Annotated in this window: 21 protein-coding genes; 9 read left to right on the forward strand and 12 right to left on the reverse strand. The window is 46.9% G+C overall.

What is annotated here, in order from left to right; genetic code table 11:
• Positions 1 to 55: 55 nt before the first annotated feature.
• Positions 56 to 439, reverse strand: a complete 384-nt coding sequence (locus NLBNIHML_RS09165) for a VOC family protein (protein WP_339236440.1) — start codon at positions 437 to 439, stop codon at positions 56 to 58.
• A gap of 235 nt (positions 440 to 674) precedes the next feature.
• Between NLBNIHML_RS09165 and NLBNIHML_RS09170 the strand changes: the two genes are divergently transcribed.
• Positions 675 to 2,015 carry an MFS transporter gene (locus NLBNIHML_RS09170; protein ID WP_494354211.1) on the forward strand — a complete coding sequence of 447 codons (1,341 nt, stop codon included), beginning with the start codon at positions 675 to 677 and terminating at the stop codon, positions 2,013 to 2,015.
• A gap of 157 nt (positions 2,016 to 2,172) precedes the next feature.
• Here the strand turns inward: NLBNIHML_RS09170 and NLBNIHML_RS09175 are convergent, their stop codons facing one another.
• Complete coding sequence (locus tag NLBNIHML_RS09175; protein WP_494354212.1) at positions 2,173 to 2,829, reverse strand: DUF2625 family protein; 657 nt, start codon at positions 2,827 to 2,829, stop codon at positions 2,173 to 2,175.
• Positions 2,830 to 2,933: 104 nt separating this feature from the next.
• Between NLBNIHML_RS09175 and NLBNIHML_RS09180 the strand changes: the two genes are divergently transcribed.
• The 5 genes from NLBNIHML_RS09180 to NLBNIHML_RS09200 all read left to right on the forward strand — a co-directional run bounded on the left by NLBNIHML_RS09180 (position 2,934) and on the right by NLBNIHML_RS09200 (position 7,756).
• A complete protein-coding gene (locus NLBNIHML_RS09180) occupies positions 2,934 to 4,421 on the forward strand; it encodes a right-handed parallel beta-helix repeat-containing protein (RefSeq protein WP_494354213.1) in 1,488 nt (495 codons plus the stop codon).
• Between the two features lie 276 nt (positions 4,422 to 4,697).
• Positions 4,698 to 5,912 carry an MFS transporter gene (locus NLBNIHML_RS09185; protein WP_339236449.1) on the forward strand — a complete coding sequence of 405 codons (1,215 nt, stop codon included), beginning with the start codon at positions 4,698 to 4,700 and terminating at the stop codon, positions 5,910 to 5,912.
• On the forward strand, positions 5,905 to 6,468 hold the full coding sequence (locus NLBNIHML_RS09190) for a TetR/AcrR family transcriptional regulator (RefSeq protein WP_339236452.1): 564 nt from the start codon (positions 5,905 to 5,907) through the stop codon (positions 6,466 to 6,468). Before NLBNIHML_RS09185 ends, NLBNIHML_RS09190 begins: the two co-directional genes overlap by 8 nt.
• 45 nt (positions 6,469 to 6,513) lie before the next feature.
• Positions 6,514 to 7,164, forward strand: coding sequence for a hypothetical protein (locus tag NLBNIHML_RS09195; RefSeq protein WP_339236454.1), 651 nt, complete (start codon positions 6,514 to 6,516; stop codon positions 7,162 to 7,164).
• Positions 7,165 to 7,198: 34 nt separating this feature from the next.
• Positions 7,199 to 7,756: a DUF1697 domain-containing protein gene (locus NLBNIHML_RS09200; RefSeq protein ID WP_494354214.1), complete on the forward strand. Its 558-nt coding sequence runs from the start codon at positions 7,199 to 7,201 to the stop codon at positions 7,754 to 7,756.
• A gap of 151 nt (positions 7,757 to 7,907) precedes the next feature.
• Here NLBNIHML_RS09200 and NLBNIHML_RS09205 read toward each other — a convergent pair whose 3' ends face one another.
• The gene (locus tag NLBNIHML_RS09205; RefSeq protein WP_339236458.1) at positions 7,908 to 8,351 is read right to left on the reverse strand and encodes an Hsp20/alpha crystallin family protein; all 444 of its coding nucleotides are present in this window, start codon (positions 8,349 to 8,351) and stop codon (positions 7,908 to 7,910) included.
• A 327-nt stretch (positions 8,352 to 8,678) separates the two neighbouring features.
• Here NLBNIHML_RS09205 and NLBNIHML_RS09210 point away from each other — a divergent pair, with 327 nt between their 5' ends.
• Positions 8,679 to 10,265, forward strand: coding sequence for a choice-of-anchor I domain-containing protein (locus NLBNIHML_RS09210; RefSeq protein WP_494354215.1), 1,587 nt, complete (start codon positions 8,679 to 8,681; stop codon positions 10,263 to 10,265).
• 136 nt (positions 10,266 to 10,401) lie between these two features.
• Here NLBNIHML_RS09210 and NLBNIHML_RS09215 read toward each other — a convergent pair whose 3' ends face one another.
• The 5 genes from NLBNIHML_RS09215 to NLBNIHML_RS09235 all read right to left on the reverse strand — a co-directional run bounded on the left by NLBNIHML_RS09215 (position 10,402) and on the right by NLBNIHML_RS09235 (position 18,062).
• Positions 10,402 to 10,614 (reverse strand): hypothetical protein, encoded by a 213-nt coding sequence (locus NLBNIHML_RS09215; RefSeq protein WP_339236462.1) that lies wholly within the window; start codon positions 10,612 to 10,614, stop codon positions 10,402 to 10,404.
• 159 nt (positions 10,615 to 10,773) lie between these two features.
• A complete protein-coding gene (locus tag NLBNIHML_RS09220; protein ID WP_494354216.1) occupies positions 10,774 to 13,017 on the reverse strand; it encodes a carboxylesterase family protein in 2,244 nt (747 codons plus the stop codon).
• 566 nt (positions 13,018 to 13,583) lie between these two features.
• Entirely contained in the window at positions 13,584 to 14,855 is a 1,272-nt protein-coding gene (locus NLBNIHML_RS09225) for an amidohydrolase (protein WP_339236468.1), read from the reverse strand.
• A gap of 102 nt (positions 14,856 to 14,957) precedes the next feature.
• Positions 14,958 to 16,472, reverse strand: a complete 1,515-nt coding sequence (locus tag NLBNIHML_RS09230) for an AbgT family transporter (protein WP_494354217.1) — start codon at positions 16,470 to 16,472, stop codon at positions 14,958 to 14,960.
• A gap of 285 nt (positions 16,473 to 16,757) precedes the next feature.
• Positions 16,758 to 18,062: a hypothetical protein gene (locus NLBNIHML_RS09235; RefSeq protein ID WP_494354218.1), complete on the reverse strand. Its 1,305-nt coding sequence runs from the start codon at positions 18,060 to 18,062 to the stop codon at positions 16,758 to 16,760.
• Between the two features lie 259 nt (positions 18,063 to 18,321).
• Between NLBNIHML_RS09235 and NLBNIHML_RS09240 the strand changes: the two genes are divergently transcribed.
• Positions 18,322 to 19,974, forward strand: a complete 1,653-nt coding sequence (locus tag NLBNIHML_RS09240) for an alkaline phosphatase (RefSeq protein ID WP_494354219.1) — start codon at positions 18,322 to 18,324, stop codon at positions 19,972 to 19,974.
• Between the two features lie 163 nt (positions 19,975 to 20,137).
• Positions 20,138 to 20,503, forward strand: coding sequence for a VOC family protein (locus tag NLBNIHML_RS09245; RefSeq protein ID WP_494354220.1), 366 nt, complete (start codon positions 20,138 to 20,140; stop codon positions 20,501 to 20,503).
• Positions 20,504 to 20,617: 114 nt separating this feature from the next.
• On the opposite strand, the gene NLBNIHML_RS09250 is transcribed toward NLBNIHML_RS09245, so the two are convergent.
• The 4 genes from NLBNIHML_RS09250 to NLBNIHML_RS09265 form a co-directional block, all read right to left on the reverse strand.
• Complete coding sequence (locus NLBNIHML_RS09250) at positions 20,618 to 21,841, reverse strand: GNAT family N-acetyltransferase (RefSeq protein ID WP_494354221.1); 1,224 nt, start codon at positions 21,839 to 21,841, stop codon at positions 20,618 to 20,620.
• Between the two features lie 203 nt (positions 21,842 to 22,044).
• Positions 22,045 to 22,734, reverse strand: a complete 690-nt coding sequence (locus NLBNIHML_RS09255) for a DUF4274 domain-containing protein (RefSeq protein ID WP_494354222.1) — start codon at positions 22,732 to 22,734, stop codon at positions 22,045 to 22,047.
• Positions 22,735 to 22,872: 138 nt separating this feature from the next.
• A complete protein-coding gene (locus NLBNIHML_RS09260; protein WP_339236484.1) occupies positions 22,873 to 24,351 on the reverse strand; it encodes a methyl-accepting chemotaxis protein in 1,479 nt (492 codons plus the stop codon).
• 308 nt (positions 24,352 to 24,659) lie between these two features.
• Positions 24,660 to 25,703, reverse strand: a complete 1,044-nt coding sequence (locus NLBNIHML_RS09265) for a pectate lyase family protein (RefSeq protein ID WP_494354223.1) — start codon at positions 25,701 to 25,703, stop codon at positions 24,660 to 24,662.
• Positions 25,704 to 25,812: the final 109 nt, after the last annotated feature.

Genomic DNA, 25,812 nt, shown 5'->3' on the forward strand with positions numbered 1-25,812 from the left:
CGTACGTATGCACAAACAGGCGCCCGTGATCGGAGCGCCTGTTTCTGTATCAAATTCACCCCTGTTTGATGCCAAAAGCGATCCATCGTCCATCAATATCCTCGATCACAAACTCTTTGTTATTATAGTCTGTATGATTGAGGGCACGTACGATCTTCACATCTGCGTTGATCAATTCCTGTTGAAGCTCTTCCTGATTCTTGGTAATAAAATAGGCATCATATCCGTAACCATATAATTCTCTGTTGGGTATTACCTTTTGTCCATTGCTTTGGGTTAAAATAATCTCGGTAAGATCACGATAAAGACAGATATGAGGTTCGGCTGCATTGAGATATTCGACCACACGAAAGCCCATCTTTTTTTCATAAAATTGTGCTGTTCGCTTCATATCCAACGTCGGAAATACGCTGTGGGACATTAATAGTAAGTGATCCATACTGTAAACTCCTTATAAAATAATCAATCTAGTTATGTATTCCAACCATCATTTTACCCAATTTCAGGGAACTAGTCTATAAATTAAACTCTGCATTACATAAATTTAACTGATATCCAGTATGACATTATTGCCATATAATAAAATGAAGTGTAAAATGATATATTGCTTTTCATCACATTTTCATCCATGCTCAATCCGAATTCACATTCATAGATAAGACAGGAATGGTTACGTGAAAGATAAAATTGTCATGCCACTCTGGACGTGCTGTTTGTTCATCGTTGTGATGAACACCACCATGTTCAATGTTTCGTTGCCCGTCATTATTCATGATCTACATATTACCTCAGACCTGGGTTCGTGGGTCATCTCAAGTTATTCCATTGGTTACGCCCTGTCAACGGTGATATACAGTCGATTATCAGACCGAATTCCGGTACGCAAACTGCTCACGGTCGGGCTTCTGATCCTGGGGTTATCTTCATTGCTGGGGTTGTTCGCACATAACTTCGCAATCCTGTTGCTCACACGCATTCTGCAATCTGCAGGTGCAGGGGTGATGGCTGGTCTGGGTCTCGTCATCGCGAGTCGTTACATCCCGGTGGAACGGCGCGGAGCTGCCATCGCACTCATCTCATCAGGCAGCGCCATGGCTTTTGGACTTGGCCCCATTGTCGGCGGACTTATTAGTGAGTACTGGGGCTGGAACGGACTTTTTGCCATAACCGTGCTTGTCCTGCTCGCCCTGCCTGTCCTGCTCTATTTTCTCCCACGTGAATCCGTCAAAACGGATCAGCCGTTTGATGTTATTGGTGCCATACTAACCGTCATTAATGCAACTGCACTTCTCGTCGCGATCACCCAGCAGTCCTGGTTATGGTTAGCTATTGGCGTTATTTCACTTGTAGCACACCTCCTGTATATTCGGAAAGCGAGTCTTCCGTTTGTGAATCCACAAGTGTTTCGAACACCAGGATACACCCGCTTAATTCTTATAGGATTCTGCGTGCTGGTCGTGAATCTGGGCAATCTGTTCTTGATGCCGCTTGTGCTCGCAGATCTCTATGGACGCTCATCGCTCGCCATCGGTTTGCTGATTGCTCCAGGAGCCATTGTTGCAGCATTCTGCACCCGTTTCGTCGGCCGCTGGATCGACCGTTATGGCAATATGCGGTTTATGATCATCGGACACATCCTGCTCGCAGCGGTACTTGCCTTATTCATGCTCGGACTGGATCAATCCGCCCTGATCATTACCAGTGGTTATCTCTTTTTCTCACCGGCACTCTCGGCATCTATGGCTTCATTGAATAATGAAGCTTCACGTGTGTTGCCCAAATCACAGATTGGTTCAGGAATGGGCATGTTACAATTGATTCAGTTCTTCGGTGGATCGGTATCTGTAGCGGTATGCGGGTTGCTGCTGCACAGCATTCCGGGAGTATCAGTAGAGGAAGCTTATCATGTGGTATACGCTTGTCTGTTGCTCGTCTGCGTTGTTTCACTGGGTCTGACCGTCTGGCATAGCAGAGCTTCACGCTCAGGTATTGATCATGTTGCATTGGACAATTGATACTTGAATGTTAAAAGTTCAGAACAAAAAGGCCCGCGTCAAGCGCGAGCCTCTTTTTGTTTGGAACAGAGATGTCGTTTTTACAAATGAATCACGCAATGAACTTGAACTTATCGGTCATCAGTTACTTTTATTTCATCCTACAGCAGCATGCCAACTATTTCCCGTCCAGTGCCGACTTCCAGGCCTCCATGATGCTAATTGGGGATTTGCTACTGCTCTCGCCGCCACCTTCCTTGGTCCAAAGTGGTGGATAATACGCGAATACTTGTCCCGTCTGGAGCTGTGCCATATCCTCCTGCCAACCTTTCCAGCGAAACGTCTGATAGAACTGCCCCAGATCGCCATCCGCCAGCCAGTTAATGAACTCTGAATATGTCAGTTCTGTCGATTCCCATTCAAGTGTATCCGGTGCAAAATAATAGATATGTCCCGTACGGCCATACTTGCCTGTATCCAGTCCGAAGAAACCACCTGCCGCATCATATGCGACAATCATCATACCTTCCAGAACATCTACCCAAGGTTGCTCACCCACACCATTCCAACTGGTGAGGCTTCCATATGTACTGTCACCACCCGCACCAAGCAGCGTGATCCAGCCATGGTCAAGTACGATACCTTCTGTCTCATAAGCAACAACTCCCAAATAGGATTTCGTACTTATTTGCAGACGATAGAGGGTATCCTCTCCCGCCTCCTGCTTTGCTGGAACATACACATATGTATTTTGCCCGCTATCCAGAAGTTCCTTGAGTTCTTCCCATGCGTGATTCTCCCGATCTACTAATTCAGCTACAGTTAATGTATTCATGAGCAGTCTCCTCCCTGATTTGATAAAAAGCATATCATGGCTTATTAACCCGTTCAAATCTGCTATAATCTAGCTTCGCAGGTAAATATAAAGGAGGAACAACTTTGATTCGTACAGTTTTGCTGATTATTCCAATTCTACTGTTATTCGCATCTGGTTGTCAGGACCGTACCCAATCCATGAAGACACCCGTTTCTGTTCAAAAGTTGGATCCTCAGGTCATCCATTACATATCCCCCCATGGAAACGACGCGAATAAAGGAACCCTTCAATCTCCGTGGAAAACGTTACAGCACGCAGCCGACCATGCTTCGCCAGGAAGCACGATCTATCTGCGTGAAGGTGTCTATCATCAGAAAGTCAAAATCACCCGGAGCGGCCATTCCTCCGGTAATCCGACCCTGTTTGCCAGCTATCCGGAAGAGAATGTCGTCATTGATGGTGAAGGCCTCGCTGTCCGAGGCATCGAAGGACTGATTGAAATTGAGAATGCCAGTTATATCACCATTCAAAATCTCGAAATTCGTAACTTCACGACCACACTGGGAGGCCAGGTTCCAACCGGGATCTATGTCCACGGGGCAGGTGAGCATATTCAGTTGTTGGGTAACACCATACACGCGATCGCTAGTTACGCCCCTCCTGAGGGTCCCGATTTGACGGGCAGGGATGCCCACGGTATTGCAATATATGGCACAGAGCACCCTCGAGCATTACGCGATATCATCATTAAGGATAATGAATTGTATGATCTTACCCTTGGTTCCAGCGAGTCACTTGCAGTCAACGGCAATGTCGATACCTTTGCCATACAGAACAATATCATCCATGATTCCGACAATATTGGTATTGATCTGATCGGGTACGAGGGTACGTCTGAGGACGACACGTACGATCAGGCTCGGAACGGCATTGTACGAGGCAACGAAGTATACGATATTACGTCCGATAACAACCCCTCCTATGGAACAGACCTGCCCAATGATAGCAACTCGGCTGGTGGCATCTATGTCGATGGCGGGAAAGATCATATCATCGACCAGAACCGGGTATACAGGAACGACATCGGAATTGAGATAGCCTCAGAGCATGCCGGGCGTTCAACCAGCAACATTACCGTGCGGGATAACCTGATCTATTCCAACCGATTGACGGGCATTGCCATGGGAGGTTATGACGATGAACGTGGAGCTACCGAGGATAGCAAGATTATGTACAATACGCTTGTAGGGAATGACACCCTGAATGCAGGCAATGGACAGTTATTCATGCAGTCACGGACGAAGAACAATACGTTCATGCGCAATATTCTCGTATCGGGCAGCTCGGAAGTCCTGATATACAATGAATATACAAGCAATACCGGCAATATATTTGACTATAATGTCTATTACTCACCAGGAGAGCAGGAAGATGCGCTGTGGGTTTGGAAAAATAAGGCCTACTCCGGCATCGCCGCCTACCTAAAAGGATCTGGTAACGATGCACACTCCATATATGTGGATCCGGCATTTATGAATGAACCGAGCGAAGATTTTCGCCTCCATGCGAATTCTCCAGCGAAGTCGTATGGCTATCTTGCTCCGCGGTAACGTTAATCTGATGCTATTCCAGTGGGATTAGCCCTGCCTATTTTCACACCAATTAAAGAAGCCTGTGTTATGTGGGATCACTTCCCCATATGCACAGGCTTCTTTTCGTTTCTTTTGATACAATCCAGCTCTTAATTTCTTACCATATGGGCTGAATCTCATCTGCACCAAAAAAATCATGTTTGCATAACGAAACGCACTTTACAATCTGACAATCGTCAGGTAAAATCATTTCAACATGTCGGCCGACAGAGATCAATATACATGGAGGATCCTATGAGCACTTCGACTACCAGCCCTACACCTCAGCAACTCTGGGGAAGATCATTTATTTTCATCATGTTAGCCAACGCACTATTGTTTATGGCCTTTGAAATGTTACTCCCCACCTTGCCATTATTCGTTTCCAGTTTGGGTGGAGAAGCTTCACAGATCGGTCTTGTTACCGGCATATTTATGTTTTCTGCCATTTTGATTCGCCCCTTCACATCCGTCTTAGCAACCCGAATAGATAAAAAGGTTCTGTTAATTATCGGCATAACCGTCTGTGCATTAATGACAGGTACATACTACCTATCGTCAGGTATTGGGATGATCCTCGTGTTTCGAGTGATCCATGGATTCGGATTTGGTTTGGCAACGACCTATTTTGCGACGATTGCTACAGAAAACATTCCAAGCGATCGCCGGGGAGAAGGCATGGGGTATTTTGGGGTAGGTGAGACCGTCGCCATATCCATCGGTCCCTTGATTGGTACCAGTCTGTTGTTTAAGTATGACTATCAGAGCCTGTTTATGGGAGGCATGTGCATTTTGCTGCTAGCTCTCCTGATGGCCGTGTTTGTTTCCAGAAAGCCCAAGGGGTTACCTAATCACGAAAACGCCGAACTTCCAGCTGCAACCGTCAAGTTGATCGAAAAGAAAGTACTGTTCCCTTCGCTGCTGATCATGCTGGTTGGCATTGCAGCCGGCTCCATCATGTCCTTTGTGGCTTTATTTGCCGCCGAGAGAGGATTCAACAATGTCGCCTGGTTTTTCTTTATCGTTGCTATCGCCAGTTTCACTGTTCGGTTGTTCTCTGGGAAAATGTTTGATCGACACGGTCCAGGCTCCGTGTTGTTGCCTTCTGCGGTGTTTGCAATCGCAGGACTGTTGGTTCTAATTATCGCCCAACATGATGTGCAATTCCTGATCGCTGGCGCGTTATACGGCTTTGGCTTCGGTGCCATATTCCCGGCGATTCAGACCTGGTGTGTGAACCTTGTGGAGGAACATGAGCATGAAAATGCGATGGCTTCCTTCTTTAATTTTTTTGACCTCGGGATTGGCGGTGGTTCGTTGATCCTTGGCGTGGTGGCTTCTGTATTTTCCTATACAGTGGTGTACGCTATCGCTATAGGCATTTTTGTGGTATATATCTTGTTATATTTGGTATACTCCCAAAAACAGCAGAGGTATACCGCTCGCCAACTGGAGGTAGACATTGAGTAAAAAACGAATCAAGGAAATTGCCATTCAACATTTTAATCGTCTGGGTTATGAGGGGACCAAGATGGCGCAGATTGCCGAAGAAGCAGGCATCCGCAAGCAATCTCTGGCCTATCACTATTCATCCAAAAAAGCGTTATTGCTGGAGTTATACGAGGAAGTTGTGCAGGAGGAACAGCAGTTTGTACGCCAATTTTTCAGTGAGTCTGTTACCCAAACTCTGGATCAGCAGCTGTACGCCTTTTTGCATGAACACAAAAATCGTTTCCTGACCCATCCAAACGTGGCTTTTATGTATATCCTGTCGTTCATCACACCACTGGAGGTACATGATTTTGTGTTGGCCCAATATCGAACGTATCTCGGGACATTGAAGGAAGAGTTAGCAGCCGTCTTTACCAAACATCCGGATATACGCCTTAGTTCGGAAGAAGCCACCGTGGCCTTTGTGACCATGATGGATGGATTGGACGTACAGCTCGTATATGAGACACGGCAATCTTATGAACAAGCGCTGGCGATTACCTGGAATGTCTTCTGGTCAGGCATCCAGCGCTAACCAATGGATACGATGAAACTACACAAGTAGGAGGAATCAGACAACATGCAACAACTGGATGCGGCCTTAAGCCGTTTTGTGGAACAGCAGGATTTATATAATGAAGCTTACGGGCTTTTCAAAAATCATGATCTTCGTCCGCGCAAACACCATCACCAGCCGGAAGTAGATACACGAATACCGCTTTCACCGGAACTTCAATACCTGTACAGTCATTATGAAATGATGGATGCAGACGCTGAAGGTACACTCAAAATGAAAAATGCCGCCGTCGAGATCGGTGATGCCGCATTGATCTTCTTTGTTGCACCTGAACATCTGCTTCGTCAGCAACTGGGGTTCCGCTGGATTGGCATGAATGAACCTTATGAGGAGTCCTCCACTTGGCCAAAAAATCATGTCGTCATCGCAAACTTTAACGATGATCCTTTAATTGTGGATGTGGAAGCACCGCACTCTCCCGTATATGCCGCTTTTACAGGTGGAGAACCAAACCGTGTTGCCGATTCGCTGTCTGACTTTTTCAATGCACTAGCCATTCTCATTGAAGCGGCACGGAGCTATGCCGGAGAATTGAAAGATGAAGAAACCTATGAGACCAAGCCAGAGGTTCTGGAGCAAGTGGAGCCTTTATTGCAGGATCTGTTGGGAGAAGAATATACTGCTCATCTCTTCGAGTATCTGTCATTTTGTTAAACCGTTGAATTGAAGAAATTGGAGGGGCATCCCTATGATCTATGTAGCCTTGCTGCGAGGTATTAATGTAGGCGGGAACAATAAAATGAACATGAAACAGCTAAAAGAAACGTTTGAACAAGCTGGCATGCTGGATGTCGTTACATACATCAACTCTGGCAATATTATTTTTGCTGATCATCAAGAACGTGCTGATGCGAATAGGGAGATATCCCTTACGTTGGAACAGGCCATCGCCGCTGATTTCGGCTTACAGATCAAGGTGATGGTGCGGAATATGGATGAAATCCAAAGCGTTATCGAAGCGCTCCCAGCGGAATGGGTTAATGACGACACGGCCAAAAGTGATGTGATGTTCCTCTGGGATGAGATCGACGAGCCCTCCGTGCTGGATCAACTGCCCATCAAACCCGAAATCGGCACACTGATGTATGTTCCCGGTGCCATTTTGTATTCAGTCAGCAGAGACGATGCATCCAAAAGTGGCATGAACAAGCTTGTGGGTTCCAAAGTCTATACTTATATGACCGTAAGAAACGTGAATACCACACGTAAGATATATGCGCTCATGCAGGCAGCGACCGAGAAATAAATTAAAATCAGCAAAATGGATATTCAATCTGATGTTCAACGATCCCTTTTCCAATTCAGTCTAATTGAAAACATGCAGGAGACATCCTTATGGATGTCTCCTGCATGTTTTTCATCATATAAGGAAACAATTGATTTCAATTCTCTATGGTTTAGTCAATTTGAATGCGTCTGCGAGATGGATCATCACCAGGGCGTTTTGGAATCTCAAGCTTCAGCACACCATCTTCCAATCTGGCCTTGATATGCTCCTCATCAATATGATCTACATAGAAACGCCGGATAAATTCGCCTGAACGACGCTCCTGCCGAATGATCCGATTGGAGTCATCCTTCTGTTCCACCAGCTCATTACGTTTGGCACGAATAATCAATTCTTTACCTTCAACTTGAATGTCTATATTCTCTTTGGCAATGCCCGGAAGCTCGGCTTCTACCCAATATTTGTCTTCATCCTCACGAATGTCAGTACGAAATGGCTGCGAGCCAGTCCCAAACGGGGAGAGAAATGAGTTCTCAACCATGTCATTGAAGGATTTCAACATGTGTCCGAACGGGTCTTCATTTCGTTTACGAAACGGAATCAGATCAAACATGAAAATCAGCTCCTTTTGTGTGGTTGGTTTATTGGTGTTGCTTACATTGATTATTATAATACTCGTGCAAACAAGGCTCAAAGTCCGTAAAAGACGAAAAAAACCGATCTTCTTTCACCATGGTTCATTATTATAAAATAGATCCTTTTTTCTTTTATTTTGACCTTCTTCGACTTTCTGACTTTATCTGACTATAACATATGAATGTTTTACATAACTTGCTGGCTTCTCTTATTTCTTTTTAACATTTCACCCCTATACTAGGCCATGTCTGAAAACAATTGCACACACCATCACAACACGAAACGATAAAGGGGATCTGGAACATTGAAAAAGAGAAATCAATGGCTTGCCGTTCTGTCGATGACCGCCATTCTTAGCGCAGGAGCAACCAGCTACACATCCATGATTCATGCCGCTGATGCAACTAAACCTGCCAACGATCAGGTTGCACTGCGTACAGCCATCCAAAATATGCAAGGTACGGTCACCTGGAACGGAAACAGTCGCAGTGTTGATATCCAGATCGCAGATACTAAAGTCCAACTTCCTATAGGAACGTCCTCAGCAACCATTAACGGGGTAAAAACGCCTTTGGACAGTAAAAGCTACATCACCAAAGGTACAACGTATGTATCTTCCCAAACGCTAAAATTAATTACGGATCAACTGATCCTGAAACAAAATAAAACCGATTTTGAACGAACCGCATCGTTTCAGATGCCCGGTGGCAAAGCAGAAATATCAGCCTCTACGCCAGATGGACAGCGCCTGCTCGTAACCGAAGCGGACAATGGCAGCATTTCTGTATTGGACATTGCTGACTTGAAAAATATCAGCGTATTGAAAACAGTCAGCTTCCATGAGCTCTCTGCCAAAGCTGAAGTCACCAGTGTAACCGTGTCCAAAGACGGCAAATACGGTCTGGCTGTTATTCGTACCGGGGATACGGACAGTGAAGCAAACAAAGGATTGCTTGCCATAGTGGATCTGACAACCTACAAAACTGTAAAAACATATGAACTCGGTATTGGTCCTGACTCGATTGCCCTGTCTCCTGACGGTCTGCATGCCGTGATTGCCATAGAAGACGAAGAGCTGAATAAAGCTGCCGATGAAATTGACTATGCCAACGCCAAACGTCCGGGTAGCATTATGGTTGTATCTTTTGCTGGTGGGAACGTATTGGAAGGTGAAATCACGAACTTGCCAGTATCTCTGGACCATGTTGAAGGCGCCATCTATCCGCATGATCCACAACCGGAGTATGTTGCCATTAGTCCGGATAGCAAAACTGCAGCCATCACGCTACAGGAGAACAACGTCGTTGCCATCGTAGATTTGGAGACCAAAAAGATCAGCTCCATCTTCGCTCTCGGTACCACCTCACATCAAGCGGATCTGAAAGATGATGGCTTGGTTCAGTTTAAAGAAACATTGACAGCTCGTTATGAACCGGATGGGATTGCTTTCTCAGCAGATGGTAAATACCTGCTGACAGCGAATGAAGGAGACTTGGGCAAGAATGAATTTGAGGATGGGGTAAAAGCAGGCGGACGTAATATTGCTGTCTGGGATCTGCAAGGCAAGCGGATGTACGATAGCCAAAACCTCATTGACACGGCAACCGCCATGGTTGGTTTGTACCCGGATGATCGCAGTCCCAACAAAGGCAGCGAAGTGGAGAATCTGACCGTGGCTACGGTGGACGACACAACGTATGCAGCGGTCGCTTCCGAACGGGCAGATGCCATTCTGTTCTTCGATCTTGCTGATCCGGTCAATCCGAACTATCTGGGTCTGATTCCTACAGCCGGAGAGTCACCAGAAGGCATTCATCGGGTTAACGGACGCAGCCTGTTTGTGAGTGCTGATGAAAGCACCGGAACACTTAGTTTTTTTGCCAAGAAATAGATGACGCATACGTGGCCCGCTAAGGCTGAAATAAACAGTTTCAGGCTGTATTGAGTAGGAAGGGGCAAAGAGCCCCTATCCTCTCTTACTATTGAACACGCTAATCCACGTATCTACATATAGTACGTACAGACGGTTAACGAGACTTTATACTCTCCAATTCCCGCCTGTTCCGCTCTACTTCCTCTTGTAACACTCGCACTTCCATCCTTAATGCGGATACTTCCTCTTTCACGCCAGACCGCTTCATCACAAGATAGAAGATCAGATATAATACAAGACCCATCATGATAAAGAAAATTAATAGCGTTATAATCCCAGCAATTCCTATAGAGCTAGCTCCATCCATAATGTACACGTCTCCCCTCTCGATGTTATTAATTTATATTTACAACAATACCATATTTAAGCATGACGAACAGTACAAAAAGCCAAGAGAATAGGCTCCCTTGGCTTTCAATTTATCTATATACCTTTTATCTATATATCCCTTCCTACCCGGTGATGCTTATTCCCAGAAGAAACGGCCTGCAAACACTTTTTCCGTCAACAGTTTGTATGTTTCTTCAGACAATTCTTTTTTCATCTTCGCCATTACGGCTTCTTTGCCTTGATTATATTGTGTGGACATGCCAATCTCTGCCGTTGTATTACTTGCATCCAGACGCATGATCGGTGCTTGTGCATCTTTCGTCCAAGGTGTCCATGCCGCAAGATTAGGAGAACCACCCGTACCTGGATTGCCTGTGTACAGGAACTGCTTCAGGTATGCTGCCATCGCGATGGACAACTCATCACGTCCTGGTTTGTTCGTCTCGCTAAAGTATCCCTCAGGGAAATAGGCAGCAATGCCATCGGCGTGCCCTGTATAGAAGTCCATATCCGCACCATGTGGTGCGCCCAGTAACGTGAGCAAACGCTCAGAGATGACCCCAGGTTGTGTACCCCAAGCAAAACGATAAGCATATACCGGCGGCTGACCGGCTTCACTGGTCAATTGCTCCGCGACACGCTCTGCATTAAAGCCTGCATAAGCTTCACTACCGTATTTCAGAGCAGCAGCATATTGCTCCGCCTTGGTTTCATCGGTGAACAGCGTTCCATCCGCAATAGCTGGAGCGAAGTTTGGATCACCGAAGGCAAATCCGGAGAACTCTGTTTCCAGGCTGCCCAGTAATACAGGAACTTTCGTGTAATTGCCGTTCTGGATGGCTTCGAAGCCTTCTTTTGGAATCACGGTACCATCCCGGAACAGATGCGGGAATGGCTCCATACGGATTGCGGTTGCACCAAACGCAGTGACCAGCTTGTCCGCAGGCAGTGCACGCAGGTAGCTCTCCAGCTCTGCCGGAGATTGCTTGCTTATCCACGCTTTTGCCTCTTCTGCATTAGCTGCTTTCCCTTCTTGTACGAGCAGCTTCACAAGTACATCCTGGGATTTTTGCTCACCTTCTTCCGGTGATGCTGTCGTCAATCCTCCGCTGAAAGCAATAACTTTTTGATACAGTCCTTTGCTAAGCGGAGAGATCAGTGTTGCCAGCACATCACGCGCACCAGCAGATTGTCCGGCTAATGTAACTTTGCTTGTATCTCCGCCAAACCCTGCAATATTATCCTGTACCCACTCCAGTGCACGGAATGCGTCGAGCAGACCATAGTTACCGGAGTCATCCAGGGCATTGCCGGTTTTCAGCGCTGCATTCTCGAAGAATCCGAGGGCCCCCAGACGGTAGTTCACGGAGATGATGATACTGTTGGTGCTCCGCGCAAGCTGTTCACCCTGAAAATCTTTACCTGATCCGGTCATATTCCCGCCACCGTGCAGGAACACCATCACCGGAAGTTTAGAACTGGTTGTGTCAGGACGCCAGATATTGAGGTACAGTGAATCCTCACTGCCTACTGTATTCTTGCCGGAGATCTGCAAGCTGTTCGCTGCAAATTCCTTAGCCGATCTCGTTCCTGCCCAAGCTTCAGGTTCTTGTGGGGCTTTCCAACGCAGTTCACCTACCGGAGGTGCGGCGTATGGAACACCGAGCCAGCCGAGCGTGCTATATTGCTCATATTTTTTGCCATCAATCGCACCATATTTGGTCTGTTGCAGCGTTTGAGGTTTGAACGCGCCAGCTTCTTTATGTTTCAACCAGCTCTGCTCCAAGGTTCCATTGCCGTTCTTAAGCTGTGTTTGCAAAGCCTGTGCAGTTGCTTCGGCCATCAGTCGATTGGTAAGCTCACTCGCTCCCTTCCCTTGAAGTGCCTTGATTCCTTTCTCAGCCGCATAGGTGGAAGCCGCCCCTTGCTCATAATCTGTACCTACTTCATATCCAAGCACCTTCAACAGCATTGTGGCATAACCTTCCGCTGTAAGGGGTGCATTAGGCTCAAATTTCTCCGTTCCCGTTACGATCTCAGCCACATACGGATGCTGCTTCAAGTAACCAACGACCGGTTGCAATACTTTGCCTGCCTGAGCCGCATCGTCATACGTTACCGATCCCTGATAGGCGAGTGCTTCTTTCTCCAATCCGGACAAACGCAAGTACAGTACTGCGGCTTGAATGCGTGTAGCTTTTTTATTCAAATAAGCCGCATTAACACCTTGACCGCTGCCACGAATAAGCTCCGATTGGATCAGCTTGTCCATCGCTGCTGAAGAAGAGGTTGCTGTATTTCCTGCTGCATATGCCGGTAACCCGGATACACATAAACCCAGAATGGTTGCTATGGCAATCGAACGTTTAATGCTTTTCATGTCAACAATCTCCTCGCTGTCAAATAGTGTGTGATGGGATAATTGCATTGGAAATGTGCATCTTTGAATCAGTATTCCAATGTCTGGATGAGTCTATTTCTCTATTTCAGAAAACTTAATCTGCCGCACTCCTTTCTGCTCGAAATATCCGCAACTGCGCTTGCGGTCATGCCTTCAGGCAATTTTTGTATAAAAAAACCTGAACCGAAGGCAAACAGACATCGCTTTAGCGTGATCTGCTGCCCTCAATTCAGGTTTTGCCTGCAATCAGTAACAACCCTGAGGAATGAGGCTCATTCCATATGATAATGTAAACGCAATCATTCATCTGATGAACAAAGAACAAACGAATGAACTGACACAGGTATTGCCCTTAACACGGTTACAATCCTGTTGTTATGGTGATGTTAGCACATAATGTAAGCGTTCGCAATATCTTTTTTATCATCTTCTTATTCTCCATACAAGGGCTAACCAGAAAAACCCGCACTTTTCATGCGGGCCTGAACTTAGCTTCCATCCTGATGATCCAGACAGCTAACTCCTAGTCATGAATATCGACCATCCTATAGATCTGTTGTTTGCAGGGTACGTGCCAATTTCTCCAGCAGTTCCACCGCAGGGGCCAATACCGCTTCATCAATATCAAATTCGGGATGATGATGCGGGGCAGGTAACTCGCTGCCAACAATCATATACGTGGCTTTGCCACCTTGCTCTTGGACTCGCCGGATCATATAACTGGCATCCTCGCTGCCGAGAGCAGCACTATCCGAAATAGCCTCCGCATGGGTGAAACCAGCGATGCCTTCCGCTTGCTGAACCGCAAGCTCTGCAAGTTCCATATCACATCGAATCGGGATGGCACTTCCAACCACTTCAACGGAAGCGGTTAGTTCGTGCATGGCTGCGCTATGCTCAATGATGTTCCGCACGCGGCGCTCCAGCTCTCGATTCGTTTCTTCACTGGTCGAACGTGTCTCAATAACCATGCGGGCATGCTCAGCAATAATATTAGCCCCTGTTCCACCTTCCAGAATGCCTACATTAATCCGGGTATCTGCTGAGCTGAAGCGGGGAAGTGCATGAATGTTGAGCATGGCGGTCGCTGCGCCCAGCAGCGCGTTCCGGCCTTCCTCCGGTGTAGCTCCTGCATGGGAAGATACACCGGTGAAATGTGCTTCCAGCTTGGTCGTTGCGAGGAATCCGGCAGACGCACCTCTAATATGACCGGATGGCACACCGGTACCCAAGTGCATACAGAACAGGCGATCCACCTGTTCCAGCATTCCTTTTTCAACCATGGCATATGCTCCGCGCACACCTTCTTCGGCAGGTTGGAATAACAGCCGAATCTTGCCGGCAAACTTCCGGTTACTCAACCGTTCTGCAAGCGCCAGTCCGATCGTTGTATGCCCATCGTGTGCACAGGCATGCATAATGCCTTCATGACGGGAACGAAATTGTGCTGCTTGCGGTGCATGTTGTTCCAACTTGCTCTCACGGATCGGCAATGCATCCATATCGAAGCGGAACGCTGTCGTTGGCCCCTCCTGCTCCCCTTGAATTTCAGCAACAACGGCGGTGAATCCTCCTCGCATCTGTTCCACGATCACCGGATCTGCACCTTCACGGAGGGCACGCTGATATGCATCTTCCAAGACTTCGGGCTTCGGCAACCCGCGCCGTGATGTGTCATCAATTGCATCTTTTCCGTAAGTGACGCTATACCCCAGTTCCGTCAGGATTTGCACCACTTTGGTCGCAGTACGAAATTCCGTAAATCCCAGTTCAGGATGTGCATGCAGGTCCCGGCGAAGTGCGATAATATCCATCATATGTTATTTCCCCTCTCTCCAACCTCTATCTATTTGATCGTGTATTCAGACCTACACGACTCATTCAACGTTATACGTCACTAAGCTTGCTCTGCTGATCCCCTACAATCTTGCGTTTACTCCCGGACCAAGTGGCAAGTTGAAGGCGTACCATAGAATGACCATAACCACCCACACCGAGAAGAATGCAATCGAATATGGCAAAATCAGTGAATAATACGTTCCCAGCTTCGCATCTTTACGGTACTCCTGCAGAAATCCTACGAACAGCGGTACAAAAGGCGATACCGGAGCCAATGGAATAACGACCGAATCCGATACCCGAAAAATAACCTGAGTGAATGCCGGATGGAATCCAAGCAGCATCATCATTGGAATAAATACCGGGGCAAGAATGGACCAGATCGCTGATCCACTTGCGATGAACATCGTCAGCAATGCCGACAGGAAAATCAATCCGATCACCACCGGAATGCCATTAATGCCTGTCTTTTCTAGCAAATCGGTAATTGTAAGTGCCAGAAATTTGCCCATGTTGCTCCAGTTGAACATCGCCACGAATTGGGACAACGGGAACACCATCACGATAAAACCAGCCATCGTTTTGATCGGTTCAATGAGCAGTTTTGGCAGATCGTTCTGATTTTGGATCACTTTCAGTTTAATGCCGTAAGTCAGCGCTACGGTAAAGAAGAACAGTAAAATGACAGGAACAATCCCGGCCAGGAAAGGCGAACCCATGACACTTCCCGTTTCCGGGTTACGAAGAACGCCATTCGAAGGGATCACCAGGAATGAAATGACTGCGATAAAAAGCAATGCAGCAATCCCCGATGCACGTAATGCCCGGTTTTCTTCAGGTGTCGGTGCTTCGAGCTTATACACTCGCTCCCCTTCGTAACGGCCCAGACGTGGTTCAAGGAATCTGTCCGTCATGAACCCGGCAACGAGAGTCAGCACAATAACCGAAGCGGACATAAAGTACCAGTTATCCAGAACCGTAACGCCCACATTGGGATCTACAGAGGTTGCAATCTCAGTACTAATACCTGACAGCAATACATCGGTAGTCACAATGAGCATATTGGCTGTAAAACCTGCGCCAACCCCTGCAATGGCGGCAATGAATCCGGCAACCGGATGTCTGCCTACCGCGAGAAAGATCAGCGCTCCAAGCGGAGGCATGATCACAAGCGCCGCATCCGAGGACACATGGCTGAAAAAAGCGATGAAAATGACGAGATAACTGGCGTAACGCGCAGGTACCCGAACAGCCATTTTACGCATAACCGCTTCGAGAAGACCCACCTTCTCCGCCAGACCAATGCCCAGCACCAGAGCCAGGATGGAAGCCAGTGGTTTGAAATCAGCAAAGTTCTTGACCACATTCGGCAACAGCCACTGAATTCCCTCCCTGCTCAGCAAGTTCTTAACATGTACCTGTTCCCCATCAATCGGGTTATGTGCCGTCGCATTAAAGAGCGATAACACCAGTGTGGCAACCATCAGGGCGACAATGAGATAGATAAACAATAAAAACGGATTGGGAAGCTTGTTCCCTACTTTCTCTACCCAACCAAAAAGTCCTGTGTTCTCCTGTCTGTCCGCTTTGACCATGCAAACAACCCCCTGACTGTGTTGGAACTGCCTCTGGATAGACTGAACAAGTCTGATGAAGGTCTTGTCCCCGTTAGCAGATCATTAACGTACATTTAACGAAAATGTCGTAATTTTAGGACATTATATAATTATCCCTGCACAAAGTTCAATACCTGTGTTATGTATTTTAACACTTGAAATAAAAAAACCGCTGAGCCGGCCTTGTCATCTTGTCCTCTCCACACGGACATGAGACATAAGGTTGCATCATCGGTTTTAGTAATTTGTTCTATGTTCGCTAACCTAACGCAAGAGACGATAACGGTTACTAGGCCTTCCGCGCCTTGTATTCAGCTCATTGCCAGCAATTTCGGCCAGTGCAAAAGCAGTAAGACTGCCCATAATACGTTGTACGTGCCTGATGGTCATGGAGAGCCCGGAAGCCAGCTCACCGGCTGTAAATTCTTCTTTGCCCATTCGGCGTATGTAGGCCTTTATTTTCTGGAATGTACGAATACTGACGCCTGCCTTGTTCAATTGTTCCAGCAATTCAATATCACTTGAATAAGTTTCGTAGGATAATTCGTGGTCTTCTCCTGCCGCCTCGACAATGGTTCCATCGGTCTCATAGATAATAATCCGTCCAGCCTCATCATCCTTGGCGTACTGAATAGCTTTACGTGCATGTCGTTCGGCATCAAATGCCGTCTCTCCGAACCCAATCCCGCCGAAGGAAGGCAAGTCTGTATCCAGCTCCAACTGTTGCATGGTCGAATGCAGTGAATCCATACTACGGGCCATCACACCTCTCGAACCATACATCAGGTACCTTCCGGTGCCGTCCTGATGAAGTGATCCATCAATTTGTTCACAGTGTCGCAGCAGCACTCCCTTGATCTTCAGCTCCATATACTGCAACTGATACCGCTCCGTCGACAGTTCTCCCGCTTCATGCAATCGATCAATCTCAATCATGAGCACACCTATCTGGCTATCCTTGAACGCTGAACTGCGAATCTGTTCTATTAACATACGTACGGCTTGAACCGTTTCCTGCTTGGTTGAATCAATTTTGAAGACGGGTACCCCGCGTTCCACCAGACCTTCATACACCGCGTACAGACAGGTAATCGCTGCTTTGGTAATCCCCTCTTGCCAATGCCGCACGTGAAACCCGATCATTTCTTCCACATCGTAATCGATGGAAAACACGTATTTACGTAATTGCTCCTGTGAGATATTCAGCTCTTCCAGACTGTCCATCAACCCCCAGCCCTCGTTGTCCGTCATATCAATGGAGATATCTTTCACCGGACTGTCCAAGGTGTAAATGGCCTGAAGCATCGCCTTATACAAGCTGGCCCCAGTAGGAGGGCAGTATATCGCATGTTCTTTTTCCGAAAGTTCAGCCTGAGCACTCAGATAAGGAATCGGCCCCGTAAATACCCATCCGTGTACATTCTCCCGATTTCGTCTAATGATGTCTCCCGTTTCTCTTGCATGTTCATAGGCATATGGCTCGTAGCTCGCCCCCAGATCGTGTCCCTGCAACGCACGCATGGTTCGCTCAATGGATGGCCTCGGCCCTACGATTCCGATTCGATACATCTACACCCCTCCTTCTCTCACGCCACAATTCAACATAGATCATATCGCTCCGAATGTTCCGTGGGTTATAAGTCTTAATTATATACAGAACCGACGATATAACAAAACAGATTACAGTTCGGTTAAAGTCTATCTTTTTTCATTTAATCGTAAATTTTACATATAGTTAATCCATTTCATACATTGGTTTAGCATTGGTTGTATACACTGGGCTCAGGATACAAAACAAACTATACATATATTCTAGGAGGATGCATTCATGTTAAACCGTTTTAATGTCCGTGCAGCCAAAATGATGCTCGCGGTGACAACAATTGTTACAGCTACACTCGGAGGAGGAAGTGCAGCGTGGGCTGTGGAAGACACCACCTCAACGACATCAGCATCACCGATTAAAAATGTGATTATTCTCATTCCCGACGGCATGGCTAACGATGCCACTGCTCTGGCTCGTTGGTATAAGGGCTCGTCCCTGACGCTGGATTCCATGGCAAGCGGCATGGTTCGTACCCACTCTGCAGATGCGCCGATTGCGGACTCGGCTCCTGCTGGAACCGCTTTTGCAACAGGCTACAAATCGCATACCGGATTCGTCGGTGTACTGCCGGACAAGGCTACGATGCCTGGGCAAAAGGCGATTGCGCCTGGAGACGCAAGAAAACCGGTCGCTTCTGTACTGGAGGCCTCCAAACTAGCTGGCAAAGCAACCGGTATTATATCCACATCCGAGATTATGCACGCCACACCCGCGGACTTCTCTGCTCACTACCCGGATCGGAAAAACTATGATGCCCTCAGTAAACAACAAGTCTATAATGGCATGGATGTTGTGTTGGGCGGAGGTAGCAAATACCTTGAGCCTGCGGGTCGCCAAGACGGCGAGAATCTGGTTTCGTCCATCAAAGCACTGGGTTACGATTACGTCACTACACCGGCTGCAATGAAAGCATCCGATTCGAACAAGCTGTGGGGTATGTTCGCACCAGCGGGCATGGCTTACAATATGGACCGTGATCCAGCGAAGCAACCAAGTCTTGCTGAGATGACATCCAAAGCGATTGAAGTTCTGTCCAAAGACGAAGACGGCTTCTTTCTGATGGTTGAAGGTAGTAAAGTAGACTGGGCAGCTCATGCCAATGATCCGATTGGTATTATCAGTGATGTGCTGGCTTTTGATGATGCCGTAAAAGTAGCCATGGATTTTGCCAAAACGGATGGAGAGACTGCGGTTGTGGCTGTAACTGACCACCAGAACGGTGGACTCACAATCGGTAATACCTCCACAACTGGCACATATGATAAAGAGCCGTTGTCCACATTTATCGGACCTTTGAAAAAGGCCAAACTGACAGGTGAGGGTGTTGAAGCGAAGCTGAATGCCAAGCGTACAAACATCAAAGCAGTGATGAAACAATACTATGGCATTACCGATCTGACTTCCGAGGAGATTGCCACAATTAAAACGGCTGAGCCGGGTAGTCTTAACTATGCAATCGGTCCAATGATCAGCAAACGCGCAGGGATTGGTTGGACAACCGGTGGTCATACAGGTGGAGATGTCGTACTTTACACGTATGCTCCCAACAATGACCGTCCATTCGGGGTAATCGACAACACGGATGTCGCCAAATATATGGCACGTGTACTGGATCTCGATCTGGACAGCGTGAACAAACAATTGTTTGTACCTGCCAAACAGGCATTTACAGCCAAAGGCGCAACATACAAACTGGATCTCACTGACGCCAAAAATCCAAAGATCCTCGTTACCAAAGGCAACACCAAGCTGGAACTTCAAATCTATAAAAATATTGCACTGGTGAACGGCAAAAAGACAGCTTTGGAAGGTGTCATTGTCTATAACGGTTTAGAGGCATTTGTACCACAAGGTGCAGTGGATCTCATTCAATAATTGATAGAACCAACGGAACGAACGGAGATTATACGATTTGGCTGCCGAATATCTCGGCAGCTATTTTATTGTTTGCTGATAAGTAGTAGGTTCCTGGTAGCACCTATCGTATAATGAACGTAACCAAAATACATATCATGCAAGAAAAAGGAGAAATTCACCCATGTTGATCAAATTAAACTGGATCACGCTGAGGGTCAGTAGTTTGGAATCTTCGCTCAGGTTCTATCACGACATGCTCGGACTTCCAGTTCAGCGCAGATTCGAAAGCCGCGGAAGGCAGATTGCCATGCTCGGCATGGAGAATGAAACCAAGCTGGAACTGATTGAGGGCAGTGAATCCGTTCTTAAACCAGAGGCTGGCGTGTCGATCGGGTATGAGGTGAACTCGCTGGATGAAGCAATGGAACGATTGGCAGAGCAAAATATTCCGATTGTACGCGGCCCCATCCAGCCCCATCCGCATCTACGGTTTATTTACATTACAGATCCAGATGGCTTCGAGGTGCAACTCGCAGAGCATGTCTAATTTAGGCGATTGTGATAGGAGTGTGCGTATCACGATAACCAGTTGTTTGTACATGTGTGCATACAAACCTGTATGCCCCCCTCCTAGGGCAGCGTAAAAAGTTATTGTGTCTGTTTACAGCTTCATGCGGCGCATCAGCGGCACACCTATGCGATTCAGCAACCGATCAAGCAGCATCCAGCACCAGCGTCTGCCCCATGGAAGGTGGCGCTCATACACAGCCGAATACTCAAAATCCGCCACAGCACCCCGATTGCGCTTAAACTGAGCTGCTCCCGCGCTCTCATGCAACAGATGGCCGTTCTCCCGAGCCTGTCTGATCAGACAGGCGGATAACATGCGGTATAGTCCGACGGACTGGGACACCGCTGTATCGTAACCGAACAACGGTGTTGTCATGATTCCATTTCGGCAGAAATAACCCATGACCGCGTCCAAGCGCCCCTTCTTTCGCAGTCCATACAGCCTGAGTGTTCCTGATGCCATCGCAGCAGCAATGAACCGTTCGGTGAACTGCGGATTGTGATAGGAGTATTTTTCGAGATATAACCGCTTGTACAACTCTACGATTCGCGGAATATCTGCATCTGTCATTTCTACTTCGGAAACAAATTCATACTCGTGCTTGGCCAACAATTCGTAATCCCTCTTCAAGAGCCAGCGCGATTTTGAGTTGCCAAAATTCGGATCATTCGCTTGGTACAGATAGATCTGTCGGCTCGGAATCAGTCGACACCCCACTTCGGTTAGCCTCGCCGTCAGATCGGGATGAAGTCCCGAACACAAGGAGCGAAATACAATGACGTGCTCCGGGTATCTCTCTTGTACTACTGCAAGCAAACATTCTGCCTGTTCACCGGACATGGCTGGATAGAGATTGGTGGACAACAGCCAGTTGTTCACATGCACGACTTTGTTAATCTGTGATTGCTTCATTCCCCAACCGATTAGACTGAGCAGCGCACTAAGGCCTTTTTCCAACACGGGTTTCTGCAACATGCTTAATTCCTGCTTCGCGTAACTCACGTAATGCGTATATGGCGAACAGACGTAAGCATTATCATACTCTGCATCATTCACCGTCAGTGGAATAACGAGATCGTCGATCCGGGCGAGCAGCACTGTGGTCTCCACGTTGGACATAAAGCTCCGGGACCCTTGCTGCATCATGGGTTCCAGATAAGCTCTGGCATATCTGCCGTCCTCCGTATCGGGCCAGTCCATGTCTTTGAACGAATGCTGATCATAAAGACGCACACGTTCGATGCAATTGTCATTCCTAACCTCATATGTATGTACATCGCAACCCGATCTGTCGTTCCCTGCTTTATTCTTCAACCTTGTACTCCCCCATAAGGTAACATCATCTGTATACAAACCATATAGCTATTCATACTCCTTTTCGGTCGACAGAGCTGCTTCCCACTCTCAATCATATAGAAATGTTCGATACTTCCAGCCTGCAACTGATCCACTCTGGCTCTCTGGCTTATATACCTTTTACTCCATTGAATTCACTACTCAACCTTGGATTCTCTCATCTAGCCTCTTTGGGATAATCGCTCTGCCAGCTGACGATAAGCCAGACCATCTTCTCTCTCGTTGACTTCATCTTCATCCATCTTAAGCCAGTAGTCCGCATCCAGCAGTTCTGCCATGTCCAACCGCGTAATCTCTGCACATTCGGAATGTTCACACACTGCAATCATCGGCTCAGGACTGTCGTCCCAGTTGTACCCGTTCACGATGGCATGAAGGAGTACAGCTGAATTCAGTGCACGGATTTGGGCAGCCGCCTTGTCTGGAGACTCCTCGTACAAAATTTCATCGACAACACTTTGTTCCGCCTGGGTCAGCTTGAGTCTGACTGCTCCTTGAGTGTCCAGTAACATGTCTGCGATATCCGGGTTACGTCTGGCTGCGTTCCAGGCACTAGCCTGAATTCCATGGGGAGCATCCAGTTTGACTCCATGTTCAATCAATAACGGAATGGCTTCAAGCTGCTTGAACTTCACCGCTTTTTTCAGCGCGGTATCCCCAAGTTTGTCCTCTAGTTCCAAGTCAGGACCTGTTTCGAGAAGACAACGGATCGCTTCAATCGGCATACGATTTGTCAAAAAGAGCATCAGCGGTGTACGCCCGCGATCATCCTGTTCGTTGATATCCAAGACACCGACAGCTTCTCTGGCTTGCTCCACATCTTTGGATTTGCTAATCTCCACCCAATTCATAGTTCGTTCTCCACCATCCTCTTCACACTCTACACAACACTGTATCGGAAAAAATTGTCGGCATCAACTTATACTCCAGATGAAAAAAGCCCGTCCAGCACGATAAATACGTACAGACGAACTTTCAACAATCTGGTATTAAAGTTTATTCTCCACGGAAGATGCCTGATGATCCGAGACTAACTCATTCAGGTTCACAATCAGCTGCTCCAGTTCTCCGAAGCTCTCCACCATCTTCTGTGTTAAGTTACGCTGTTCTTCCATGCTCGCCAGAATCTCTTCTGCCGCTGCACTGGATTGCTCCGTTACACTCGAAATCTCGGAAACCTCATTCACTACTCTAGTAGAAGATTCCTTCATTGTTGCCGAACTCGTCTCAATATCTGTCGCTTGATTCAACACATGCTGAGAGTTGCTGTTGATCGTACGGAACACTTCGTCTGCCGTCTGCACGCTGTCTCTTCCTTGTTGTAAGGATAGACGAATACGTTCGAAGCGATCTGTTAGTGCCTGCGTTTGTCCTTTTAACCGAGACAGGATGGTTGAAATATCACTCGCGGATTGACCCGAGCTCTCGGCCAGCTTGCGCACTTCCTCGGATACAACCGCAAATCCGCGTCCATGCTCGCCTGCACGAGCCGCTTCAATGGCTGCATTGAGCGCAAGCAGGTTGGTCTGAGTTGCGATATCCGCTATACTGTTCAGCATAAGCGTCATGGATTCACTTTCCTCATTGAACTTTTGCATGTCACTCGCCGTTGTATTGATCGTTTCATATAAGTCTTGCATCTGACTGTTCAGTTGGTTCAGATGTTCGCTTCCTGTTTGTGTGCTCGTTGCCATACTTGCAGACACCTCTTTCATCTGCTGGGAATACAGCGCAACATCCTTAATATGCTGATCCGATACGGATAAGGATTCCGAAATTTCCGCCACACTGGTCGCCTGGAACTCCACACCCTTGGCAACCTCACTGAATCCCAGGGTCACTTCATGGGTAATGGAACCTGTTGAATCCACCTTTTGCTTCAATTGATCTGTATAACGAGACAGCCCGCCAACAGACTCCTTGACCCGTTCAAGCATCGTTTCCACCCGGGTCCGCGACGCTTCGACCTCGCTCCATCTTTTTTCACTTTCATGAAAGAGCTTTTGGTTCAGATAGGACACCATCAACAAGATTCCACCCGCAACGGCGAATAGTCCTACATTAATTGCATTAGTTACGAACTGATCCTGAGTTGTTGTAGGAATAATCCAAAGTTGAAGAATATTGTTCGCGAGCATAACCGAAAATCCGATGATAAACCATTTTTTGTTTGGATAAATAAGCAAGATTGAAGAGATAAGCATAGCAAGCAGCGGTTCAACGCTTCCCCATCCGGCGAATACCCCGCACAACGAGATGAGCACCGTGTTCACCCAAGGAATGAGATGAATATGCTTCTTTTTGGCGTTTGCGTATGCGAGCCAGATTCCATACAAGATCACAATACCGTTGGAAATAAATAATTTGGGCTCAATTAAAGCTACTGAAAATCCTACAATTAACACAACCCACAAAATGATGCTGATGATCTTGTTCCGTTTCCATATAATTTCGTCAATACGATTCATGCATACCCCGTCCTTTAGATAAAATAAGTTTACGATTGTAGGGCATACTCGCACTCACATCGGCCTCTTAATGGTTTGCTTCCGTGCATATTTCAACGCAACGCTCAGGCCACCGCCATAGTACAATGTTACTTCACAAATATGAAAGCAGCGCTACATTATGTATATCGGTATTCCGAATACAAAATTAAATATTAACTTTTATTTAATACGCTCCCGTATAAAAAAACATAAAAAGCCCCCTTATACGCTGTTACGTACAAGAAGGGCTTTTTAGTCAATCGCTAATTAATTATCAAGATAATTTCTTATTTACCGAACACAAGTGTCGTATTGGAGGAGCCTGCATACTTGGTGACGAACTCACGCGCGTAGCTGGCGCTCTCTACCTGATAACTGTAATTGGAGCTTGGTCTCCAGTTCGTTTTAGGAGAAATCGGACTTGTCAGGGCTGGCGTACTGCCGCTATCCGTGAACTCCCCATTTCCCTTGTCATCCAGGATGCCGCCCTTTTCAGCGCCTGCACCAAAGTAGTTGTTTTCGGAATAAATCCGTGCTTTTTCACCAATGGTAATGGCCTGATTAAAGTTGTTTGCATAGTTGTTTTTGAGATGGAAGTAACCATATCTTAAAAGTCCAGGACCACGTACATACAAGTTTTCGAAGTAATTGTTGGACATCGTCACATGAGGGACGCCATTGTAACTGCTGTTACCATCATTCGGATGACCGAGGATAACGCCATACTTATGGTTTGCAAATTTGGAATTGCTAATCGTAATATAATCGGCGCGGTCACCGATATACAGCAGTTTGTCCAGATCACTACCGCCAGAGCTGTAGCTGTGACCAGCAAACGTCACATGATCGATCCAGTAATTGGAGCCTGAAGTGATATACATCTGGATATCATCATTGGCATTAATATTGGAAGCGTGTTCAAAAGTCAGATTCTGAAAAATTACATTGCTTGAACTGCTTGTGGATCTGAAATGAATATTCGTTAATGTATGTTTGCCAAAGGAACCTACGAGTGTCTTGTTTGCTCCGAATTCAACTTTTTGCAACGTAGAGGAAGAAATATTCTGTTCAACGACGACAATTTTGGCCGTAGAGCCCGCCATGTGTGTTCTCAGGTCATTGAGATTACTAACATAAACCACCTGACCGTTTTTACCACCTGTCGTAGCTGACTTGGATACACCATTTTCATTCTTGGCACTGCCTGCAAAACCAGTCAATCCGTTTGTACCTGTGTTTGGATAACTGGCCGCACCATATGTAGACGGGGCTGTGGAGACAGTTATCAACAATAGAGTTATAGCGAGTAACAGCATCGAAAATTTCTTCAAAATTTCACCATCCTTTATAATATTATCCTCAAAGACAAATCGATTATATCGTGTAACTTCGGCTGTGACAATACAAAAACTGCAAAAAGACAACAATTCTCACTTTTAT

The sequence above is a fragment of the Paenibacillus sp. JNU01 genome (genome assembly GCF_059130585.1).

Excerpts from the sequence above, each read along its gene's own strand:
- NLBNIHML_RS09165 (WP_339236440.1), bottom strand. The coding sequence starts at position 439 with ATGGATCACTTACTATTAATGTCCCACAGCGTATTTCCGACGTTGGAT.
- NLBNIHML_RS09175 (WP_494354212.1), bottom strand. The coding sequence starts at position 2,829 with ATGAATACATTAACTGTAGCTGAATTAGTAGATCGGGAGAATCACGCA.
- NLBNIHML_RS09185 (WP_339236449.1), top strand. The coding sequence starts at position 4,698 with ATGAGCACTTCGACTACCAGCCCTACACCTCAGCAACTCTGGGGAAGA.
- NLBNIHML_RS09195 (WP_339236454.1), top strand. The coding sequence starts at position 6,514 with ATGCAACAACTGGATGCGGCCTTAAGCCGTTTTGTGGAACAGCAGGAT.
- NLBNIHML_RS09200 (WP_494354214.1), top strand. The coding sequence starts at position 7,199 with ATGATCTATGTAGCCTTGCTGCGAGGTATTAATGTAGGCGGGAACAAT.
- NLBNIHML_RS09205 (WP_339236458.1), bottom strand. The coding sequence starts at position 8,351 with ATGTTTGATCTGATTCCGTTTCGTAAACGAAATGAAGACCCGTTCGGA.
- NLBNIHML_RS09215 (WP_339236462.1), bottom strand. The coding sequence starts at position 10,614 with ATGGATGGAGCTAGCTCTATAGGAATTGCTGGGATTATAACGCTATTA.
- NLBNIHML_RS09220 (WP_494354216.1), bottom strand. The coding sequence starts at position 13,017 with ATGAAAAGCATTAAACGTTCGATTGCCATAGCAACCATTCTGGGTTTA.
- NLBNIHML_RS09225 (WP_339236468.1), bottom strand. The coding sequence starts at position 14,855 with ATGATGGATATTATCGCACTTCGCCGGGACCTGCATGCACATCCTGAA.
- NLBNIHML_RS09230 (WP_494354217.1), bottom strand. The coding sequence starts at position 16,472 with ATGGTCAAAGCGGACAGACAGGAGAACACAGGACTTTTTGGTTGGGTA.
- NLBNIHML_RS09235 (WP_494354218.1), bottom strand. The coding sequence starts at position 18,062 with ATGTATCGAATCGGAATCGTAGGGCCGAGGCCATCCATTGAGCGAACC.
- NLBNIHML_RS09240 (WP_494354219.1), top strand. The coding sequence starts at position 18,322 with ATGTTAAACCGTTTTAATGTCCGTGCAGCCAAAATGATGCTCGCGGTG.
- NLBNIHML_RS09245 (WP_494354220.1), top strand. The coding sequence starts at position 20,138 with ATGTTGATCAAATTAAACTGGATCACGCTGAGGGTCAGTAGTTTGGAA.
- NLBNIHML_RS09255 (WP_494354222.1), bottom strand. The coding sequence starts at position 22,734 with ATGAATTGGGTGGAGATTAGCAAATCCAAAGATGTGGAGCAAGCCAGA.
- NLBNIHML_RS09260 (WP_339236484.1), bottom strand. The coding sequence starts at position 24,351 with ATGAATCGTATTGACGAAATTATATGGAAACGGAACAAGATCATCAGC.